The organism is Pseudomonas sp. GG8, assembly GCF_052976945.1.
On record NZ_JBRIIP010000001.1, the window covers coordinates 1522034 to 1541379 of the forward strand.

The 19346-nt window shown below is 58.0% G+C and carries 17 protein-coding genes; 8 read left to right on the forward strand and 9 right to left on the reverse strand.

Annotation, left to right across the window (positions count from 1 at the left end; all coding sequences use genetic code 11):
* Positions 1–4: 4 nt before the first annotated feature.
* Genes ACVBEG_RS07475 through ACVBEG_RS07495 form a run of 5 tightly spaced genes read left to right on the forward strand, consistent with a single transcriptional unit; the run spans position 5 to position 4636 of the window.
* Complete coding sequence (locus ACVBEG_RS07475; protein WP_322179960.1) at positions 5–1978, forward strand: heme lyase CcmF/NrfE family subunit; 1974 nt, start codon at positions 5–7, stop codon at positions 1976–1978.
* Positions 1975–2511 carry a DsbE family thiol:disulfide interchange protein gene (locus ACVBEG_RS07480; RefSeq protein WP_322179958.1) on the forward strand — a complete coding sequence of 179 codons (537 nt, stop codon included), beginning with the start codon at positions 1975–1977 and terminating at the stop codon, positions 2509–2511. The genes ACVBEG_RS07475 and ACVBEG_RS07480 overlap by 4 nt, the downstream gene beginning before the upstream one ends.
* Positions 2508–2978 (forward strand): cytochrome c-type biogenesis protein, encoded by a 471-nt coding sequence (locus ACVBEG_RS07485; protein WP_447107533.1) that lies wholly within the window; start codon positions 2508–2510, stop codon positions 2976–2978. The genes ACVBEG_RS07480 and ACVBEG_RS07485 overlap by 4 nt, the downstream gene beginning before the upstream one ends.
* The gene (ccmI, locus tag ACVBEG_RS07490; protein ID WP_322179954.1) at positions 2975–4216 is read left to right on the forward strand and encodes a c-type cytochrome biogenesis protein CcmI; all 1242 of its coding nucleotides are present in this window, start codon (positions 2975–2977) and stop codon (positions 4214–4216) included. Before ACVBEG_RS07485 ends, ccmI begins: the two co-directional genes overlap by 4 nt.
* A 12-nt stretch (positions 4217–4228) precedes the next feature.
* Positions 4229–4636, forward strand: coding sequence for a hypothetical protein (locus ACVBEG_RS07495; RefSeq protein WP_322179952.1), 408 nt, complete (start codon positions 4229–4231; stop codon positions 4634–4636).
* A gap of 56 nt (positions 4637–4692) precedes the next feature.
* On the opposite strand, the gene ACVBEG_RS07500 is transcribed toward ACVBEG_RS07495, so the two are convergent.
* The 8 genes from ACVBEG_RS07500 to puuE form a co-directional block, all read right to left on the reverse strand.
* Positions 4693–5691, reverse strand: a complete 999-nt coding sequence (locus ACVBEG_RS07500; protein ID WP_322179950.1) for a sulfate ABC transporter substrate-binding protein — start codon at positions 5689–5691, stop codon at positions 4693–4695.
* A gap of 111 nt (positions 5692–5802) precedes the next feature.
* Positions 5803–6636 carry an ion transporter gene (locus ACVBEG_RS07505; RefSeq protein WP_322179948.1) on the reverse strand — a complete coding sequence of 278 codons (834 nt, stop codon included), beginning with the start codon at positions 6634–6636 and terminating at the stop codon, positions 5803–5805.
* A 225-nt stretch (positions 6637–6861) separates the two neighbouring features.
* Positions 6862–7470 carry a TetR/AcrR family transcriptional regulator gene (locus ACVBEG_RS07510; RefSeq protein WP_322179945.1) on the reverse strand — a complete coding sequence of 203 codons (609 nt, stop codon included), beginning with the start codon at positions 7468–7470 and terminating at the stop codon, positions 6862–6864.
* A 246-nt stretch (positions 7471–7716) separates the two neighbouring features.
* Positions 7717–8910, reverse strand: a complete 1194-nt coding sequence (locus ACVBEG_RS07515) for a urate hydroxylase PuuD (protein ID WP_443691186.1) — start codon at positions 8908–8910, stop codon at positions 7717–7719.
* 26 nt (positions 8911–8936) lie between these two features.
* The gene (locus ACVBEG_RS07520; protein ID WP_322215505.1) at positions 8937–9461 is read right to left on the reverse strand and encodes an ureidoglycolate lyase; all 525 of its coding nucleotides are present in this window, start codon (positions 9459–9461) and stop codon (positions 8937–8939) included.
* 49 nt (positions 9462–9510) lie between these two features.
* Positions 9511–10506, reverse strand: a complete 996-nt coding sequence (gene alc / locus ACVBEG_RS07525; RefSeq protein ID WP_322179939.1) for an allantoicase — start codon at positions 10504–10506, stop codon at positions 9511–9513.
* 43 nt (positions 10507–10549) lie between these two features.
* Entirely contained in the window at positions 10550–11065 is a 516-nt protein-coding gene (gene uraD, locus ACVBEG_RS07530) for a 2-oxo-4-hydroxy-4-carboxy-5-ureidoimidazoline decarboxylase (protein ID WP_322179937.1), read from the reverse strand.
* Entirely contained in the window at positions 11062–11994 is a 933-nt protein-coding gene (gene puuE / locus ACVBEG_RS07535) for an allantoinase PuuE (protein ID WP_322179935.1), read from the reverse strand. The genes uraD and puuE overlap by 4 nt, the downstream gene beginning before the upstream one ends.
* 375 nt (positions 11995–12369) lie before the next feature.
* On the opposite strand from puuE, the gene uraH reads away from it, so the two are divergent.
* From uraH to ACVBEG_RS07550, 3 genes are all read left to right on the forward strand, one after another.
* Positions 12370–12723 (forward strand): hydroxyisourate hydrolase, encoded by a 354-nt coding sequence (uraH, locus tag ACVBEG_RS07540; RefSeq protein ID WP_322179933.1) that lies wholly within the window; start codon positions 12370–12372, stop codon positions 12721–12723.
* Positions 12724–12873: 150 nt separating this feature from the next.
* Positions 12874–16947: a dermonecrotic toxin domain-containing protein gene (locus tag ACVBEG_RS07545; protein WP_447107534.1), complete on the forward strand. Its 4074-nt coding sequence runs from the start codon at positions 12874–12876 to the stop codon at positions 16945–16947.
* Positions 16948–17225: 278 nt separating this feature from the next.
* Positions 17226–17990 carry a GntR family transcriptional regulator gene (locus ACVBEG_RS07550; protein WP_322179927.1) on the forward strand — a complete coding sequence of 255 codons (765 nt, stop codon included), beginning with the start codon at positions 17226–17228 and terminating at the stop codon, positions 17988–17990.
* On the opposite strand, the gene guaD is transcribed toward ACVBEG_RS07550, so the two are convergent.
* Positions 17987–19339, reverse strand: a complete 1353-nt coding sequence (guaD, locus tag ACVBEG_RS07555) for a guanine deaminase (RefSeq protein ID WP_447107535.1) — start codon at positions 19337–19339, stop codon at positions 17987–17989. The two genes, ACVBEG_RS07550 and guaD, sit on opposite strands and share 4 nt — an antisense overlap.
* Between the last annotated feature and the right edge of the window lie 7 nt (positions 19340–19346).

Below are 19346 nucleotides of genomic sequence, written 5' to 3' on the forward strand. Positions count from 1 at the left end.
AACCATGATTCCCGAACTCGGCCATCTGGCCATGATTCTGGCGCTGTGCTTTGCCATCGTGCAGGCAGTCGTGCCGTTGATCGGTGCCTGGCGCGGCGATCGTCTTTGGATGAGCCTGGCCCAACCGGCCGCTTGGGGGCAGTTCGCTTTCCTCGTATTCTCCTTCGCCTGCCTGACCTACTCGTTCATGACCGATGATTTCTCAGTCGGTTATGTGGCCAATAACTCTAACAGCGCCTTGCCCTGGTATTTCAAGTTCAGCGCGGTGTGGGGTGCTCACGAAGGTTCGTTGCTGCTGTGGGCCTTGATCCTCGGCGGCTGGACCTTCGCCGTGTCGATCTTCTCCCGGCAATTGCCGCAAGTGATGCTGGCGCGTGTACTGGCGGTGATGGGCATGATCAGCGTCGGCTTCCTGCTGTTCCTGATCCTCACGTCCAACCCGTTCTCGCGCATCCTGCCGCAAATACCGGCCGACGGCCGCGATCTCAACCCGTTGCTGCAAGACATCGGTCTGATCGTGCATCCGCCGATGCTGTACATGGGCTATGTCGGTTTCTCGGTGGCCTTTGCCTTCGCCATCGCCGCCTTGCTTGGCGGACGTCTTGACGCCGCCTGGGCGCGTTGGTCGCGACCATGGACCATCGTCGCCTGGGCCTTCCTCGGCATCGGTATCACCCTCGGTTCCTGGTGGGCTTATTATGAACTTGGCTGGGGCGGCTGGTGGTTCTGGGACCCGGTGGAAAACGCTTCCTTCATGCCATGGCTGGTGGGTACTGCGTTGATCCACTCTCTGGCGGTCACGGAAAAACGTGGCGTGTTCAAAAGCTGGACCGTGTTGTTGGCGATTGCTGCGTTCTCGCTGAGCCTGCTGGGCACTTTCCTCGTGCGTTCCGGGGTGCTGACCTCGGTGCATGCGTTTGCGTCCGACCCGGCCCGTGGCGTGTTCATCCTGATCTTCTTGCTGACAGTCGTCGGCGGCTCGCTGACGCTGTTCGCCTTCCGCGCTCCGGTGGTCAAAAGCCACGTGGGTTTCGCCCTGTGGTCGCGTGAAACCCTGTTGCTGGGCAACAACCTGGTGCTGGTGGTTGCTGCGTCGATGATTCTGCTGGGCACCCTGTACCCGCTGGTACTCGATGCACTGACCGGTGCCAAAATGTCGGTCGGCCCTCCGTACTTCAACGCGTTGTTCGTGCCGTTGATGGCCCTGCTGATGGTCGTGATGGCAGTCGGCATGGTGGTGCGCTGGAAGGACACGCCGGTTAAATGGCTGGTGAGCATGCTTGCACCGGTGCTGGTCGGCAGTGCCATATTGGCCATCGTTGCCTGCTTCGTACTCGGTGATTTCCAATGGGCAGTGCTGGCGACCTTCATGCTTGCGGCCTGGGTATTGCTGGCTGGCGTGCGCGACCTGCTGGACAAGACGCGGCACAAAGGCTTGATCAAAGGTGCTCGCAGCTTGACCCGTAGCTATTGGGGCATGCAAGTGGCCCACATCGGTATTGCCATCTGCGCACTGGGCGTGGTTCTGTCCAGCCAGAATAGTGCCGAGCGCGACCTGCGCATGGCGCCGGGCGAATCGATGGAGCTGGGTGGCTATATGTTTGTTTTTGAGGGTGCCAAGCATGTTCAGGGCCCGAACTATACCTCCGACAAGGGCACCATCCGTGTGCTTGAAAACGGCAAGGAAGTCACCGTCTTGCACCCGGAAAAGCGTCTGTACACCGTGCAGCAGTCGATGATGACGGAAGCAGGCATCGACGCCGGTTTCAGCCGTGATCTATACGTTGCCCTTGGCGAGTCGCTGGGCGATGGTGCCTGGGCGGTACGGGTTCACGTCAAGCCGTTTGTGCGCTGGATCTGGTTCGGTGGCCTGTTCACCGGCTTTGGCGGGCTGTTGGCCGCTGCTGACAGGCGTTACAGGGTCAAGGTCAAAAGTAAAGTGCGCGACGCGTTGGGCCTGTCTGGAGCTGCGGTATGAAGCGCTGGATTCTGCTGGTGCCGCTTGCGCTGTTTTTGGGTATGGCGGCGTTTCTCTACCGGGGTCTGTACCTTGACCCGGCCGAACTGCCTTCAGCGATGATTGGTAAACCTTTTCCTGCGTTCTCGCTGCCGGATGTGCAGAGCGGCAAAATCATCACCCAGGCTGACTTGCTGGGCAAACCTGCCTTGGTCAACGTCTGGGGCACCTGGTGCATTTCCTGCCGTGTTGAACACCCCGTGTTGAACAAGCTGGCGGGGCAGGGCGTGGTGATTTACGGCGTCAACTACAAGGATGTGAACGCCGACGCATTGAAGTGGCTGAAGGAGTTTCACAATCCTTATCAGATAAACATTCGCGATGACGCTGGCAGTCTTGGTTTGAACCTGGGCGTGTATGGCGCACCGGAAACCTTCCTGATCGACAGCAAGGGCGTGATTCGCCACAAGTACGTCGGCGTGATCGACGAGACCGTCTGGCGTGAAAAGTTGGCTGGGTTGTATCAAGGCTTGGTCGATGAGGCCAAACCATGAAGCGTTGGTTAGTCGCAGCTGTTTTAAGTGTCGGGCTCGCTAATGTGGCGCAGGCCGCCATTGACGCCTACGAGTTTCGTGATGAAGCCGAACGCGCCCGTTATAGCGAATTGACCAAAGAGCTGCGTTGCCCTAAATGCCAGAATCAGGACATCGCCGACTCCAACGCGCCGATTGCCGCTGACCTGCGTAAAGAGATCTACCGCATGCTTGGCGAAGGCCAGAGCAATCAGCAGATCATCGACTTCATGGTCGATCGCTACGGTGACTTTGTACGCTACAAGCCGGCGCTCAATTCAAGAACCTGGCTGCTCTGGTTCGGTCCCGGGATCTTGCTGATTGGCGGCGTGCTGGTGATGGGTGTGATCGTGATGCGCCGGCGCGGCAAGCGTGCCGAAGGTGCGGACGTTCTTTCTGACGAGGAGCGTCAGCGCCTCGACCAACTGTTGGATAAAAAACACGAATGATTGATTTCTGGCTAGCTGCCGGCCTGCTGTTGCTGGTGGCCCTGAGTTTCTTGTTGATCCCTGTTCTGCGCGGCGGTCGTCGTGCGCAAAGCGAAGAGGATCGTACCGCGCTCAACGTTGCCCTGTATCAGGAACGCCTGGCCGAGCTACAAGATCAGCAGGAGGAGGGCGTGCTCTCTTCTGTGCAGATGGACAGTGGCCGTGCCGAGGCCGCCCGTGAGTTGCTGGCGGATACCGAAGGCGCCGACATCCCACGCACCTCACGCCTGGGTAAGCCCTTGCCGTTGCTGGCTGCGTTGCTGGTACCGGTATTGGGTTTGGCGCTGTATCTGCATTTCGGTGCCAGCGACAAGGTCGAACTGACTCGCGAGTTTGCCCAGGCGCCGACATCACTGGATCAAATGTCCAATCGTTTGGAGCGCGCGGTAAAAGCCCAGCCGGATTCGGCCGAAGGCATGTACTTCCTCGCCCGCACCTACATGGCTCAGGAGCGTCCAGCCGATGCAGCGAACATGTTCGAACGTGCCGTGGGGTTGGCCGGACGTCAGCCGGAACTGCTCGGACAGTGGGCTCAGGCGCTGTATTTTGCGGGCAACAAGCAATGGTCGGCGCAGATTCAGGCCCTGACCGATGAAGCACTCAAAGCTGATCCTAACGAAGTCACCAGCCTGGGGCTGTTGGGGATCGAGGCATTTGAAGGCGAGCGTTATCAGCAATCTATCGATTACTGGAAGCGTCTGTTGGCTGTACTGCCTGCCGAAGACCCTTCCCGTTCTGCGCTCGAAGGCGGTATCTCACGTGCCGGTGACAGGTTGGTGGCGAGCGGCGGCAAAGTCGCCGTGACACCGACAGTTGCTGCAAAACCAGCGGGTTCCCCAGCGGCCGACAACAAGGTCGCCGGGTTACTCAAGGTTCGTGTCGATCTGACGGCAGCAGTCAAAGCCAGCGTCCAGCCGGGTGATAGCGTGTTCATTTTTGCTCGCGCGACCTCAGGCCCACCGATGCCGCTGGCCGTCAAACGCCTGACCGTGGCGGACCTGCCGGCCGAAGTCGAATTGGCTGATGCCGATGCAATGATGCCGCAACTGAAACTGTCGAACTTTCCGGAAGTCCAACTGGTTGCACGGGTGTCCCGTGCCGGTCAGGCGACCAAGGGTGAGTGGATCGGTCGCAGCAAACCACTGGCCAGCAGCACCACGGCCCAGCAAGCATTGACCATCGACAGTCCAGATCAGTAGAGAGAATGTCCCATGACCGCTGTCGCACGTATCACCTTATTGAGTCTGGTCCTTGGCTTGAGTGCGTGTGCCGTCCAGCACCCCACGGGACCGCAAAGCAGCGAGTCGATTCCGACACTGCCCAGCAAACCGCAATCCGGCAAACCGCACACTGCGCCGCAGACGTCTCCCCAGCGTCCGGCGCCCGCCACTGGCCCCAAAACCTCTGCCCACTTCGCTCCACCGCCGGGTGGTAACTGCCACTGGGATGCGCGCCTCGGTGTGTACGTACTGGATGACGAGGCGGACACCTTCTACCGTCAGCGCACTTACTACCGCTGGAATAACGGCTGGAGTTGGTCGACCGGGCGTAACGGGCCATGGCAGGTGACAGATGCCAATGGCGTGCCGCCGGGGCTGGGGCGTCAGTACGGTCATTGAGTAGGCGTAAAAAAACGGCGACCCCAGGGTCGCCGTTTTTGTTTATGCGCCAGGGCTTATTTCACCGTGTAAATCTGGTCGAAAATACCACCGTCACTGAAGTGGGTTTTTTGCACGGTGCGCCAGTCGCCGAAGGTTTTCTCTACCGAGAGGAAGTCGACTTTAGGGAAGCGGTCGTTGTATTTGGCCAATATGGTCGGATCACGTGGGCGCAGGTAGTTGGTGGCTGCGATTTCCTGGCCTTCAGGGGACCAGAGGTATTTCAGGTATTCCTCTGCAAGGGCACGGCTGCCTTTCTTGTCGACGACTTTATCGACCACGGTCACGGGTGGCTCGGCTTCGGCCGAAACGCTTGGATAAACCACTTCGAACTGATCCCGACCAAATTCCCGGGCGATCATTTCGGCTTCGTTTTCGAAGGTCACCAGCACATCACCAATCTGGTTGGTCATGAAGGTGGTCGTGGCACCACGACCGCCTGTGTCGAGTACAGGCACATTGCTGAATAACTGGCCGACGAACTTTTTCGCGGCCGCTTCATCACCGCCATTCTTCAGCGTATAACCCCATGCCGACAGGTAAGTGTAGCGACCATTACCCGAGGTTTTCGGGTTGGGTACGATCACCTGAACACCGTCCTTGACCAGATCAGGCCAGTCTTTCAGGGCTTTAGGGTTGCCCTTGCGCACGATGAAAACCGTGGCTGAGGTGAACGGCGCGCTGTTGTTTGGCAGGCGAGAGACCCAGTCTTTCGGCACCAGACCACCGTTGTCGGCCAGCGCATTGATGTCGGTGGCCATGTTCATGGTGATGACGTCAGCCGGCAGACCATCGATTACGGAGCGGGCCTGTTTGCTTGAGCCACCGAAGGACATTTGCAGGGCGACGTTTTCATTGTGTTCGGCTTGCCAGTGTTTCTGGAACGCGCTGTTGTAGTCTTTGTAGAAGTCGCGCATCACATCATAGGAAACGTTGAGCAGGGTCGGGGCGGCTTGGGCCACGCTGCCGAAGGCCAGGCCTGCGGCCAGAAGTGAGGCGCCAAAGAATTTGTTCACTGCGCATTCCTTATTGGAGGTGTGGGTGAGGCTGCTGATAGGGCGAGTGGCTCATTGCTGGCGACTATAGCCGGGTGGCTATAGTCATTTAAATACTCAAAAGCAATTTGCTTATGCTTTGTTCTCATTTTTCGGAAACAAGGCATTGCCACACCGCGCGCAAAACGCCGCACTGGGCTGGTGGTCGTTCTTGGCGCAGACCGGACACGTGTGCTCCAGTTGTTCTCCACGCATGGCGTTGGCCAGTTCGGCGGTGAAGATCCCGGTGGGCACCGCGATGATGGAGTAACCGGTGATCATCACCAGCGACGACAACATTTGCCCCAGCGGTGTCTTCGGCACAATGTCGCCGAAGCCTACTGTCGTCAGCGTGACGATGGCCCAGTAGATCCCGATGGGGATACTGGTGAACCCATGTTCAGGGCCTTCGATCACATACATCAGGGTGCCGAAAACGATGACCAGGGTAGTGACGGTGGCCAGGAATACGATGATCTTTTGCTTGCTGCCGCGTAGCGCCGCGAGCAGGTAGTTGGCCTGCTTGAGGTAATGACCGAGCTTGAGCACCCGGAAGATTCGCAACATCCGAATGATACGAATGATCAGCAGGTATTGAGCGTCGCTGTAATACAACGCGAGAACGCCGGGCACAATCGCCAGCAGGTCGACCAGGCCATAGAAACTGAAGGCGTAGCGCATCGGTTTAGGCGAGCAGTACAGGCGCAGGACATACTCGATGGTGAACACCAGAGTGAACCCCCATTCGATAGTCGCCAGCAGGTTGGCGTAGTCGTGATGAATGCTTTCGATGCTATCGATAATCACCACGACCAGGCTGCTCAGAATGATCAGCAGCAAGGTCTTGTCGAAGCGTCTGCCCGCGACCGTATCGGTCTGAAAGATGATGATGCGTAGCTGTTCCCGCCAGCCGGTGTTGCTGTCCATGGGCTATTTCCGAATTGAGTATGCGTAGAGCCTAGGAGCTTTCCGGTCACCAGTGCAACTGATGATCCAGCGCTGACTGATGTAACAGGCAAGCGCTGGCTTGAACTAACAGAGCCAGCGGGGGTAAAAGGTGGGGTCAAGGTGGGCAGGGCATGCACACAGTATCGCCTGCGCGGTGTCGAAGGCGGAGCGGGATCTCTTACAGGTTATGTATCAGCCGCAGTGTCACTTATCGGGCTCACACCCTTTGAGCACCAACCGGATGATGGTCTGCGCGGCGGCTTCGTAGTCGCTGTCGTCGAGTTTGGCTTTGCCGGTGACGGTGGATATTTGCCAGTCAAAGTCGGCGTAGGTCTGGGTCGCGGCCCAGAGGGTGAACATCAAATGGTGCGGGTCGAGCGGTGCAATCTGACCGCTGTCGATCCAGGACTGAATGCAGTCGATGTTGTGTCGGGCCTGGCTGTTGAGCTGTTCGACTTGCTCGGCAGTCAAGTGCGGTGCGCCGTGCATGATCTCGCTAGCGAACACCTTCGAGGCGAACGGCAAGTCGCGGGATATGCGGATTTTCGAGCGAATGTAGCCACTCAGCACCTCAGCCGGTACGCCGTCGCGATTGAACGGCGTCGATGCCTGGAGGATCGGCTCAATGATGCTTTCGAGCACCTCGCGGTAGAGGTTGTCCTTGGATTTGAAGTAGTAGTAGACGTTAGGTTTTGGCAGCCCGGCCTTGGCCGCGATATCGCTGGTCTTGCTGGCTGCGAAACCCTTGTCGGCGAACTCTTCACTGGCTGCGCGCAGGATCAGTTCTTTGTTACGCTCGCGAATGCTGCTCATGAACCAGAGTTTTCCTTGCCTGTGCCAGCGGTTGCGCATGGTAGCACCGGTTTTGCGGCAGGCTCAAGATTGCCCGGGACGGGCGTCCAGCGCGTCACCGGTCTATAGCAAAAAAGCCTGAGTGTTCAGGCTTTTTTCAGGGGATTGACTCGCCCTGAATAAGGTTTACACCTTCTGGCTTCTTATCAGGAAGGTGCAATGGATACGGGCACAAGTCGCGCGGCTCAAGTGCCTTGGATCAATCGATCAGTTGGTCTGCGCACCCTTGTCGATCCATGCGCCGATCAGATCACGTTCCTGTTGGGTCATCTGGGTGATATTGCCCAGCGGCATGATCTGCGAAATCACGGCCTGGGCCTGGATGCGCGGTGCCAGTTGCTGGATTTGTTGCGGGGTATCGAACATCACGCCAGCGGGCGCTGTGCTGAACAGTGGGCTGGTCGGCTTGGCCGAATGGCACACGGCGCAGCGTTCTTGAATCACGCTGTGAACCTTGTTGAAATCGATACCGCTGGCGCGTGCTGCAGATGCCGCGTCAGTCGGCCCTTGCGCAGGGCCAGTGACATACGCCAGGCAGATCATGCCCAGCGCGGCAACGGGCAGGGTCCAGGCGAATGTGTGGCTGTTATGGCGGGTATTGAAGTAGTGGCGAACCAGAACCGCCAGTACCGAGATTCCGGCCAGGATCAGCCAGTTGTATTGACTGCCGTAAGTGCTAGGGAAGTGGTTGCTGATCATGATGAACAGCACGGGCAGGGTGAAGTAGTTGTTGTGCCGGGAGCGCAGTAAGCCTTTGGCGGGCAGGCTGGGGTCCGGCGTGCGGCCAGCAGCGATGGCGGCCACCAATGCGCGCTGGGCGGGCATGATGATGCGGAACACGTTGCCGACCATGATCGTGCCGATGATGGCGCCCACATGCAGGTACGCGCCGCGACCGCTGAACACTTTACTGAAACCGAACGCGGCGCCAATCAGCAGCACGAACAGAATCAGGCCGAGCAGGGCGGGGCGCTTGCCCAGTGGCGAGTCGCACAGTACGTCATAGATGAACCAGCCAGCGATCAGCGAACCGATACCGATGGCGATACCTTCGACGCCCGAAAGACTGCTGCCAGGGGCGAGCAAATAAAGCGTCGGGTTGGAGTAGAACACCACACACATCAATGCTACGCCGGACATCCAGGTGGAATAGGCTTCCCATTTGAACCAGTGCAGGTTGTCGGGCATGGTCGGCGGGGCGAGTTTGTATTTTTCCAGGTGGTAGATACCGCCACCATGAATGGCCCATAAATCGCCGGCCAGCCCGTCACGCGGGTTGACTCGGTTGAGGTTGTTTTCCAGCCAGACAAAATAGAACGACGCCCCGATCCAGGCCACGCCGGTAATCATATGAACCCAGCGCACGCTCAGGTTCAGCCATTCCATTAAATGTGCTTCCACAGAATTGACCTCTTGTCTGTCACCACTTAAGGGCGCTCAGACCTTCCTTGTTGGTGGGGGTCGAGGAACAGGCACTGGTCCTCATCGAAAAAATGCTCATCGCAGTTATTGCCAGTTCCGCTGCGATCAACCACCAGGAAATCATCCCGCTTTTCGATCGTCAGCACCGGGTGGTGCCAAACGCCGCGATGGTAATTAATGCCCTGCCTGCCATTACTGATGAAGGCGCGGACCCACTCTGATTCAGGTGCATCGCCACGTGGCGCGACCACAATCAGAAAAGGATTGCCGAGCAGCGGTATGAACGCCTGACTGCCCAGTGGATGTCGTTCCAGCATGCGCACGGTCAGTGGCATCTGCAACGCTTCGGCGCGGAAGATGCTGATGATCGCCTTGTCATCCGGCGCGGCGGTTTCAACCTCGGCTAGACGATGGAAACGCAGGGTCGAACCGTTGTTGATCATGAAGTGCGCGCTGCCATCGGTTTCAATTACGTCACCGAAGGGGGCGAAAGCTTCTTTGGTCAGGGGTTCGATCATCAGTGTGCGCATGCTATTTCTTCTGTTCTAAGGTTCACGATTAATCTGTAGGGGATTGTATTTATTTCGCGACTTTACCCAGCACGCGAAGGCGACTCACGCCCCCATCCGGGAACACATTCAGGCGGATATGAGTAATCGGGCCCAAGGCTCTTATCTGTTCGGCGAATGTGTGTTCGGCGTGCATTTCCAGCTTCTGGGCCGGCAGCAGTTCGCGCCAGAACAGGCTCTGGGTTTCGATCTGATTGTCCGTGCCGCCTTTGACGAGCGCGGCCTGAATCGAACAGGTGTCCGGGTAGTTGCCCTTGAAGTGCAGGGTGTCGACGATGACTTTTTCAATTTCGCCAGCATGGCCCAAGGCGACGATCACCCAGTCATTGCCCGGCGTGCGTCGACGCGCGGTTTCCCAACCGTCGCCCATGTTGATCCCGCGGCCCGGGTTCAGGATGTTGCTCATACGCCCGTAATGCTCGTCGGAGCAGGCCAGCGCCCGGCCGCCATTGAGCGCTGCAGCAAGGTCGAGTTGTTCGTTGTCACTCACGGCCGACCAATCGCGGAACGGAACGCCATACACCCGCAGACGTGCCACGCCGCCGTCCGGGTAGATGTTGAAGCGCAAGTGGCTGAACGCTTGAGTGTTGCTGATCTCGTGGAAGTGGTGGCTGTTGCCTTGCAGTTCGACGGCCGACAGCACTTCAGTCCATGGGGTTTTTTCGTCCGGCTCGCCAGTGGTCAGGAAGCACGCTTCCAGCGAGGCCGAGGGCGGAAAGTTGCCGGTGAAAAATGAGGTGTCGATGTCCACGCCCTTGATCGAGCCCGGCACGCCCAGGCGGATCACGGCGCTGTCATAACCTTCGAAGCGTTTGCGGCGTGACTCCCAGCCGTCCATCCACTTGCCGTTGTCATCGAACACGCCCTCCTTCCAGACGGCCGGGGTCGGCTGGAACAGACGGTTGGCGTCGGCGAACCAGTCATCGGTGACCGAGATGATTTTGGTGCCCAGACGGGCGTCGGCCAGGTTGACGAACTTCTCGAACGGTGCGGCGTAAGCTTTCATTGTTCTTGTCTGCCTCTGCAAAAACTGGCGTGGGATAGGGCGACTATAAGTGCTGCAAACGGAACATCGCGATCTTGTTGATTTCCGCCAGCGCGCAGGCGAACTCGGTGTCGACCGGGTTATGAATGCGTGTTTCGAAAGCGGCGAGGATCTGATGTCGGTCACTGCCTTTCACCGCCATGATGAAGGGGAACGCGAACTTGGCCTTGTAGGCGTCGTTCAGCTCGGTGAAGCGCTGAAACTCTTCGGCCGAGCATTGGTGGATACCGGCGTCCGCTTGCTCGTACGTGCTGGCTTCAGTCAGTTGGCCCTGCACGGCGGCTTTGCCGGCAAGGTCCGGGTGGGCGTTGATCACAGCCAGTTGCCGGGCATGATCAGCGTTCAACAGAATGTCGCTCATAAGGGCATGCAAGGTTTCGACATGGTCCAAGTCTGCGCCCTGGCCCATGTCGTAGGCCTGCTCGGCCACCCACGGTGAATGTTCATAAATATCAGCGAAGGCGGCGACGAACGCTTCACGGCTCAGAGACGATGGCGTCAGTGTCTGAAAGCGGCTCATGGCGTGATCTCGGTATTCTGATAAGGATGTTCGGTGTGCCAGTGCCGGGCGATATCGACGCGCCGACTGAACCAGACCTGCTCGTGGCCCTTGGCGTACTCGATAAAGCGCTTGAGCGCTGCCAGTCGCGCCGGGCGTCCTATCAAGCGGCAGTGCAGGCCGATGGAGAGCATTTTTGGCGCCTCGGCACCTTCGGCGTACAGCACGTCGAACGCATCCTTGAGGTACTGGAAAAACTGCTCTCCATTGTTGAAGCCCTGCGCCTGGGTAAAGCGCATGTCGTTAGTGTCCAGGGTGTACGGGATCACCAGGTGCGGCTTGCCGGTGGGGGTGTTCGGTTCCCAGTAGGGCAGGTCATCGTCATAGGTATCGGAGTCGTAGAGAAAGCCACCTTCCTCCATCACCAAACGGCGGGTATTGGGCCCGGTACGGCCGGTGTACCAGCCCAGTGGGCGTTCGCCGCTGATCTCGGTAAGGATGCGAATCGCCTCACGCATGTGTTCGCGCTCCTGAGCCTCATCCATGTACTGGTAGTCGATCCAGCGATAACCGTGGCTGCAGATTTCGTGACCGGCTGCAACCATGGCGCGGATCACTTCCGGGTAACGCTGCGCGGCCATGGCCACGGCGAAAACTGTCAGCGGGATATCGAATGCTTTGAACAACTTGAGCACGCGCCACACGCCGACACGGCTGCCGTATTCGTAGAGCGATTCCATGCTCATGTTGCGCTCGCCCTGCAGCGGTTGGGCTGACACCATTTCCGACAGGAAAGATTCGGACTCTTTATCACCGTGCAGAATATTGCGCTCGCCGCCTTCTTCGTAATTGAGCACGAAGGATAGCGCGATGCGGGCATTTCCCGGCCAGTGAGGATGGGGCGGGTTGTTGCCGTATCCGATCAGGTCCCGTGGGTAGTCAGCACTCACAGCAGGCTTCCTTATGTGCGTATTGTCAGTGGCGGCGGTTGCCAGGGCAATCAAGGCCGGCGCCATCGCGATGGCTCGATTGTATACAACTCTTAAATCGTTTTGTAAGCCTGGTTTTTAGCGTTTTTCCAGGAGCTAGTGCCTGCAAGAAACTTGCCTGAGCGATCAGCTTATATCTGCAAGAGGGCTTAATCGCCTGATTGTTGGCCGAAACAGATGTCTCGATGTAATCCTCGTCATGCCGCTCTAGAAAGCGATATTTATTGTGTACAATTTTTTTAGCAAATGTCTTAATTACGGCTCGCCGCTCTCAATCCTGGCACCATAAGGGGGCAGCCTGATCTTTCAACTGACTGCGCGAGGGGCTGACGAGCAATGGGACGATTGACGACGCATGTATTGGATGCCGCCCACGGCTGCCCGGGCAGCGCTATCAAAATCGAGTTGTACCGGGTCGAAGGTGAACGCCTGGAGCGGGTTGCCACTGCGGTGACCAACGCCGATGGCCGATGCGATGGTCCTTTGTTACAGGGCGATGATTACCGTTCGGGCGTCTACCAATTGCAATTTCATGCCGGTGACTACTACCGGGCACGGGGCGTGGATTTGCCTGATCAACCGTTCCTTGATGTGGTGGTTCTGCGGTTCGGGATTGATGCCGCGCAGGACCACTATCACGTGCCGTTATTGATTTCGCCCTACAGCTACTCAACGTATCGCGGCAGTTAGTCGCTGCCGGGTAGCTTCCCTCGTCATCTCTTGCCCGCTCACGTTGCGGGCTTTTTTCTGTCCGGAAAACAGGTAGCCGATATTTATGTAGTCATTGCGCGCCGGCGGGCTTGGGCACACTTCCGGGTCTAATCAATTCTGGAATAATCCATGATTTCAATGACGCTAGCCCCCGCAGACCTCCTGACACAAGAGGGCGAAGACATTCCGTCTGTCGACGCTTTGCTGTACCGCCGGATCGTATCGTTTGGCAGTTTGCCGCCCGCGCGTTTCGTCGCCTTGTGCGAAGAGAAAGTCGCGCTGTATGGCAACCGTATTCAGGCATGGATCGGGGAGGAGGGCGAGCGCGTAAAGCCCTTGGCCGAGTACCGCCGTTTTCACGCTGCATTGCATAGCGCCTCGGTGTCGATGCAAGCAATTACGAGCACCCTGGGTGCCAGTACAGCGCAACTTATCAATGAAAACACTGCCGGGTTGATCGCGCATCGCGAGCAAGCGTTGCTCAGTGAAGCGCAGCTTCAGGCCTATGAGGGCTCGATCAGCGCTGTCGAGCTGACGCACATCCAGCAAGCGGTTGGCACGCTTGACCCTGTTGCCGAGTCAGTGCGGGTGACTGACCTGTGCATCGCTGTCGGCGAAACGGTTCATGCCTTGAGCGGCGTCCTGATTTTTACCACGCAACAGGCGCTCGATACACCTGATGCCGAAGAGTCCGCGTTGTTATTCATGCCGGGGAAAGGTGGTGGACTGCAGAAGTTCTCGTCTTTGCAGGCGCTCAAAGATGACGTGCAGTTCACCTTGCAGTCGGGCCTGGACACGCCGTTCTGGCGGCATGTGTCTGCCTCATCGCGAGGTGCGGCAATGGGCGCGGCCAGGACCGGCCCTCTGGAGTTGATTACCCGTGTCACCACTGCGCCAGCCATGACCCACAGCGTGCACGTGCAGATTGAAAGCCTTGAAGCCTCCATTCGCGCGGCCACCGATGGTCAACGATTTTTTGATGACGCCAGCAACGAGGAGGCCACGCTGAGTCGTTTGTATCTGGAGTCGGCTGACAACCTGCAGGTCCATCGCAACGACGCGCGGGACCAGGCCATCGACCGTGTGGCAGAGCAGCAGCGAACCGGTGAATTAGTTGCTCAGATGCCGCAATGGCTGTTGCACGCCCCGGTCGATATTCGCCGTGAGCATGGCCAGCGATTGAGCGCATACCATGCAGCGGCGGCCTTGCTGGAACGCGAGTTGGACGCAGTGTTGCCGTCATTCGAGGCATTCACCCGCCAGACGCTCGCGGCTCGGATCAAGGACGATCTGGGCATTGATGTCGACGCCGATCAGGTCTTTATCGATCTGCCCGAAAGCGCGACTCGGGATTTCGATATCGATCCGCAGTACGGCGTGCTTCGCCATGGCAACAGCTGGAGTGCAAGTGCCGGGCGGGTAAGGTTCTCCGTGGCTGAGTGGGCTCGTTATAACATCGATCCCAAGGATGAAGAGATGACGGCGCGACTGACCTTTGCCCGGATCGATTCGCCTGCCGGTGACCTTGGAACGGCGATTGGCCTGACAGTCGATTACATCAGCCGAATCATTCCTCTGGTCAATATCGCCGCTCAGTACCGGGCGTTGCTGGGCCGCGTGTTCCAGACGCGTACGGAGACGTCGCCGCTGATCACGCCCGATGTTTTGCTCAAACCCTATGAACTGGAAATTCTGCTGGAAGGTTTTGCTGCCCTGCAAGAAAAACGCTTGAGCGCTCATGGCTATCGCGTGCTTGAGCAGGCGGTGCAGGCACGTTCCAATGCGGACTTGCACGCAGCCCAACTGCGAATGAGCTGGGTCGTTTTAAACCCGGGTCATGCGGTAAGCGGTGAAACCAAAAGCGCGACGCTTTCAGGTCTCTGCGTTATCCACCACGAGACAACAGGGACCACATTGGTCTATTTGCCCCAGGCACCCACTGGCGTTTCGCTGATAGAAGCCATGAGTCTGCAAGAAGCCAAGGCGCGGCTGATTAACAAACTCATCAATAACCCGCCGCTGATCGAGTACCTGGTTTCGCGTGCTGGCGAAGAGGGCAGCCAAGCGGCTAATACGCGTTATATCGAACAGGCATTGCTACGCAAATTCGACGGTTTTATCACCTTCACCCCAGCTCTTTTTCTAAAAATAGCGGCTCAGCAGGTGGATGTACGTGCCAGGCTGATCCATGTACACACCAAGCTTGATGCGCGTAGCAACGCCGACATCCGCAGTGGACACGACCTTCGTGAAAGCCAGGCATATATGGCGTACTTCAAGGCAATCCTGTCGTTCTTGCCCGGTATGGGGACCCTGTTCAGCGTGCATGACGGCTGGAATGACGGCCACTCCGCAGCTGCAGCTTTCAGAGAGGGCAGAACGTTCGAGGGCGAGGTGCTGACGGCAAGCGCATCCCTGAGCGTTCTGGACATCCTGCTCTCAGTGGTGCCCGGTGTCGCCACGGTTGCCGCCTTCGCCAAGGTCGCCCGCCGCGCGACAAAATTGCGCCAGGCTGCCCGGTTGACGGGCACCCTGCCCTCGGTCACGCGCAAGCGCTACGTGCTCACGTCATTCAAAGGGTATGAGGCCGACGTTTCACCGGTCGGAGCAAGCAAACAGAACGGGGTCAACGCGGGCACGGCGTTGACAGACGGGCAGCTCTGGATACAACGGCAAGGCAAGTTTTACAAGGTCTACAGGCGCAAAGGCGAGCAGTCGCTTCGTCTGCAAAAGACGGTGGGTCAGGGGTATGAACCTCCGGTGCGTCTCGACTCGCAGGGGGACTGGGTTTATCACATGGATGTCGGCCTCAAGGGAGGGGTGAAATCGAGTATTGCCGAGACGCTGATTAGTGAAGCCCATCCCGATGGCAGCTTTACGCGCAAGCAGGCGCGCGAGTTGCTTGATCAGTTTGCGTTTCCCGTCGATCAACAACGACGGCTTGAATTGGACGTGGCCGTACATTACCAAAGCCACAGAGCAGTTCCAGGCTGGGCAGAGGCCCATCGACGCCAACCACAAGGTGAGACGGTCGCGCCCCTGCCCATTCCCGTTGCAAGCAAACGCAAGCAGCCAGCACCCTCAACCAGCGAAACCAATCGCCAGCCGCCGCAACCGGTTCCGGGTACCAGTCGGAGCATCGCTGTGCCAGCAGATAATTGGAAAGGCTGGGGCCAGGAGCTGGACGAGCTGACTGTTCTGGAGCCCATCGGGCAACAACCGCCGATCTTCCGGGTGACCGGTGCGCCTGAGCGCGAAGTCGTTGTCATCGGCCGCGAGTGTTTCGATATCCTGCCTGCCGGTTCGACACAAAGCCCGAGCATGGTATTTCTGCGCAACCCGGCAGCGGGGAACTCCAGAGGCAGCTTCGCAGAGTTGAACGAGGTCATCAGGGTCAATCCGTTCGATCAACCGGAGATGGCTTCTTTCAAGGCAGGCCAATGGATGGTTCATGGGCCTTTGTTTTCGAAAAAAATCCAGAGCCTCATTGCTGATATTCGCCCGGCATTTACCCCCATCTCCCAGCGAGTGCTGGCGGAGAAGCTTTATCAACTGGCCGACAGTACCAGCCTCAGCATGACGGCGACCCGGTTGATAAATATGAAAGCGACGCTCAATGCCTGGAGGAAGGGGCACGCTGCGCCATTGGCAAAACTCAACGATCCGCTGACCATGCTTGATGGGGCAAGGCCTACAGGCAGCACCTATCAAAGCATGAACATCAGCTATGAAAGTTCGCTCGACACCTTTCATCGGCTGGACTTCCTGCCCGGCGATCCGTCAGACCTGGCAAAGCTTAGAGGGGGGGCGGATGCGATGAGTGCCCAGGAACTGAGTGAGTTGATGACCCGCCAGTTGACGTCGAGCGGTTACGAGCTATTACCCGGCGGGGACTTGATGCACTTCACGCCCACGTTGACGTTTCAGCGGCCCGGACTGGATAAGCTGTACATGATGAGTGTGCGGCGAGTCCACAACAGTCAGGTGGCGCATGAGCTACAACCTCTACCGTTGGGATTTCCGCTGTCCAGCACGTGGCTTGATGCCTTTTTGGACCGCTATGCCGGTACGTCGGTAGCGACAAGAATCGCGGCCGCCCAAGAGCAGGGGAGTCTGATTAGGCTGGTGGGCGGGACAAACACCACGAGGGTGTCGGGTGTTAGAACACAATTGTTTGTCGTCAGGGTCGCCGATGATATTTGACGGAGGTTGATTTTCAATACGCTTTTGCGGGAACGCGTTGGCCGAGTTTGCTTTGCAATAACGCGCCGAGCTGTCGGATTTTTTGACCGCCAGCTCAGCGCCTCGCAATAAGCGAAGTCGTGATTTTGTGTACAAAAAACCTAATAATTTTTTTAAAGTTGTACGTAATATGTTCGATGTCGTGTGCGTAAAGCTGTAGACAAGACCGCACCTATTCACCCCTCATGCACTGTGTACAATGTGGCGGTACTTTATCTGTGATTTGCACACGAGCGCCCATGAACGAACCGTTGCAGCCCCTCAAAAAACAGCCGAGAACCGTCAAGGCTGGCCGTGTCGGCACGCAGGACGACAGGGTTTACGCGCATATTTTCGAGGCGATTCTCGAACAGCGTCTGGCCCCCGGTACGAAGCTGAGCGAGGAGGCTCTCGGGGAGATTTTCGGCGTCAGCCGCACGATCATTCGTCGTGCCCTGTCACGCCTGGCCCACGAAGGAGTCGTGTTACTGCGGCCCAACCGTGGCGCGGTGGTTGCCAGTCCGAGCGTCGAGGAGGCGCGGCAGGTATTTTTTGCCCGACGCATGGTGGAAAAAGCGATCACTGAGTTGGCGGTCGAACACGCTACGCCTGAGCAGCTTGCCCAATTGCGGCAAATGGTCAGTGATGAACGCGACAGTTTTTCACGTGGAGACCGAGGTGCCGGGATTCGCTTGTCGGGCGAGTTCCATCTCACGCTGGCGGTGGCCGCGCAGAATGCGCCGCTGATCAGCTTCCAGCGCAGTCTCGTTTCCCAGACATCGTTGATCATCGCCCAGTACGAAAGCGGCAACCGCTCGCACTGCTCCTACGATGAACACACCCAGTTGATCGACGCCATCGAGGCGCGTAACACCGAGCTGGCCGTGAGCCTGATGATGCATCACATAGATCACATCGACAGCAAACTCAACCTTGACGAAGAGAGCGCCTCAGACGACTTGCACGCGGTGTTTTCGCACCTGCTGCAAAGCAAGAAAAAGCCGGGGCGCAGTCCGACGATTTAAGCGGTGGGACTGCAAGATCGCTGATGCACCAACTGCCCCGCCGAGTAGGTCTCCAGCACCGCGCGGTCGTCCCCCAGCGTCGTCAGTACAAATAACGTCTCTTCGATATCCTTGGTCTGTTTCAGGCGATAGGAGAGCAGCGGGGTGGCGTGGTAGTCGAGGATCAGGAAGTCCGCCTCATTGCCAGGGTGCAAACTGCCAATTTTGTCTTCCAGGCGCAGTGCTCGCGCGCCGCCCAATGTCGCCAGGTACAGCGACTTGAACGGGCTCAGTTTCGCCCCCTGCAACTGCATCACTTTGTACGCTTCGTTCAGCGTTTGCAGGATCGAGAAGCTGGTGCCTGCGCCGACGTCAGTACCCAGGCCAACATTGAGTTTGTGCTTCTCGGCCATTGGCAGATTGAACAGACCGCTGCCCAGAAACAGGTTCGACGTCGGGCAGAACGCCACGGCCGAACCGGTCTCTGCCAACCGCTGGCATTCGTCGTCACACAGGTGCACGCCGTGGGCGAATACCGAGCGCTCGCCGAGCAGATTGAAGTGGTCATAAACATCCAGATAGCCGCTGCGATCCGGGAACAGCGCCTTGACCCATTCGATTTCTTTCAGGTTCTCACTGATGTGGGTTTGCAGGTACACGTCGGGGTATTCACTGAGCAATTGTCCGGCCAATGCCAGCTGCTCCGGGGTGCTGGTCGGAGCGAAACGTGGGGTCACCGCGTAGTGCAGGCGACCCTTGCCATGCCAGCGCTCGATCAACGCCTTGCTGTCGATGTAGCTCGATTCTGCGGTGTCGGTCAGGTAGTCCGGCGCGTTGCGATCCATCATCACCTTGCCGGCAATCATGCGCAGATTGAGCTTTTCGGCTGCGGTGAAAAACGCCTCCACCGAGGCCTTGTGCACACTGCCGAACACCAGCGCGGTGGTCGTACCGTTACGCAGTAATTCTTTAAGGAAAATGTCCGAGACTTCAGCTGCATGAGCTGGATCAGCGAACTGTTTCTCGCAGGGAAAGGTGTAGGTATTCAGCCAATCCAGCAGTTGTTCTCCATAGGAACCGACCATGCCGGTTTGTGGCAAATGGATGTGCGTGTCGATGAAGCCGGGAGTAATCAGCGCGTCAGGGTATTCGGTAATATCGACATCGGCACCGAGCTGTCCCAGCAGGTCCGCGGCATGCCCAAGGGCGACAATCTTGCCATTTTCGACCACCAGCAAACCGTCTTCGAAATACTCATAGGACGCCTCGACCACCACCACCTCGGCAGGATCGGCGATGCTGTGCAGGATGGCAGCACGGTAGGCTTTGGTGACGGTGTGGCTACCGTTTTTTGCAGATACAGATGTCATAGAAATC

Excerpts from the sequence above, each read along its gene's own strand:
- ACVBEG_RS07475 (WP_322179960.1), top strand. The coding sequence starts at position 5 with ATGATTCCCGAACTCGGCCATCTGGCCATGATTCTGGCGCTGTGCTTT.
- ACVBEG_RS07480 (WP_322179958.1), top strand. The coding sequence starts at position 1,975 with ATGAAGCGCTGGATTCTGCTGGTGCCGCTTGCGCTGTTTTTGGGTATG.
- ACVBEG_RS07485 (WP_447107533.1), top strand. The coding sequence starts at position 2,508 with ATGAAGCGTTGGTTAGTCGCAGCTGTTTTAAGTGTCGGGCTCGCTAAT.
- ccmI (WP_322179954.1), top strand. The coding sequence starts at position 2,975 with ATGATTGATTTCTGGCTAGCTGCCGGCCTGCTGTTGCTGGTGGCCCTG.
- ACVBEG_RS07495 (WP_322179952.1), top strand. The coding sequence starts at position 4,229 with ATGACCGCTGTCGCACGTATCACCTTATTGAGTCTGGTCCTTGGCTTG.
- ACVBEG_RS07505 (WP_322179948.1), bottom strand. The coding sequence starts at position 6,636 with ATGGACAGCAACACCGGCTGGCGGGAACAGCTACGCATCATCATCTTT.
- ACVBEG_RS07510 (WP_322179945.1), bottom strand. The coding sequence starts at position 7,470 with ATGAGCAGCATTCGCGAGCGTAACAAAGAACTGATCCTGCGCGCAGCC.
- ACVBEG_RS07520 (WP_322215505.1), bottom strand. The coding sequence starts at position 9,461 with ATGCGCACACTGATGATCGAACCCCTGACCAAAGAAGCTTTCGCCCCC.
- alc (WP_322179939.1), bottom strand. The coding sequence starts at position 10,506 with ATGAAAGCTTACGCCGCACCGTTCGAGAAGTTCGTCAACCTGGCCGAC.
- uraD (WP_322179937.1), bottom strand. The coding sequence starts at position 11,065 with ATGAGCCGCTTTCAGACACTGACGCCATCGTCTCTGAGCCGTGAAGCG.
- uraH (WP_322179933.1), top strand. The coding sequence starts at position 12,370 with ATGGGACGATTGACGACGCATGTATTGGATGCCGCCCACGGCTGCCCG.
- ACVBEG_RS07545 (WP_447107534.1), top strand. The coding sequence starts at position 12,874 with ATGATTTCAATGACGCTAGCCCCCGCAGACCTCCTGACACAAGAGGGC.
- ACVBEG_RS07550 (WP_322179927.1), top strand. The coding sequence starts at position 17,226 with ATGAACGAACCGTTGCAGCCCCTCAAAAAACAGCCGAGAACCGTCAAG.
- guaD (WP_447107535.1), bottom strand. The coding sequence starts at position 19,339 with ATGACATCTGTATCTGCAAAAAACGGTAGCCACACCGTCACCAAAGCC.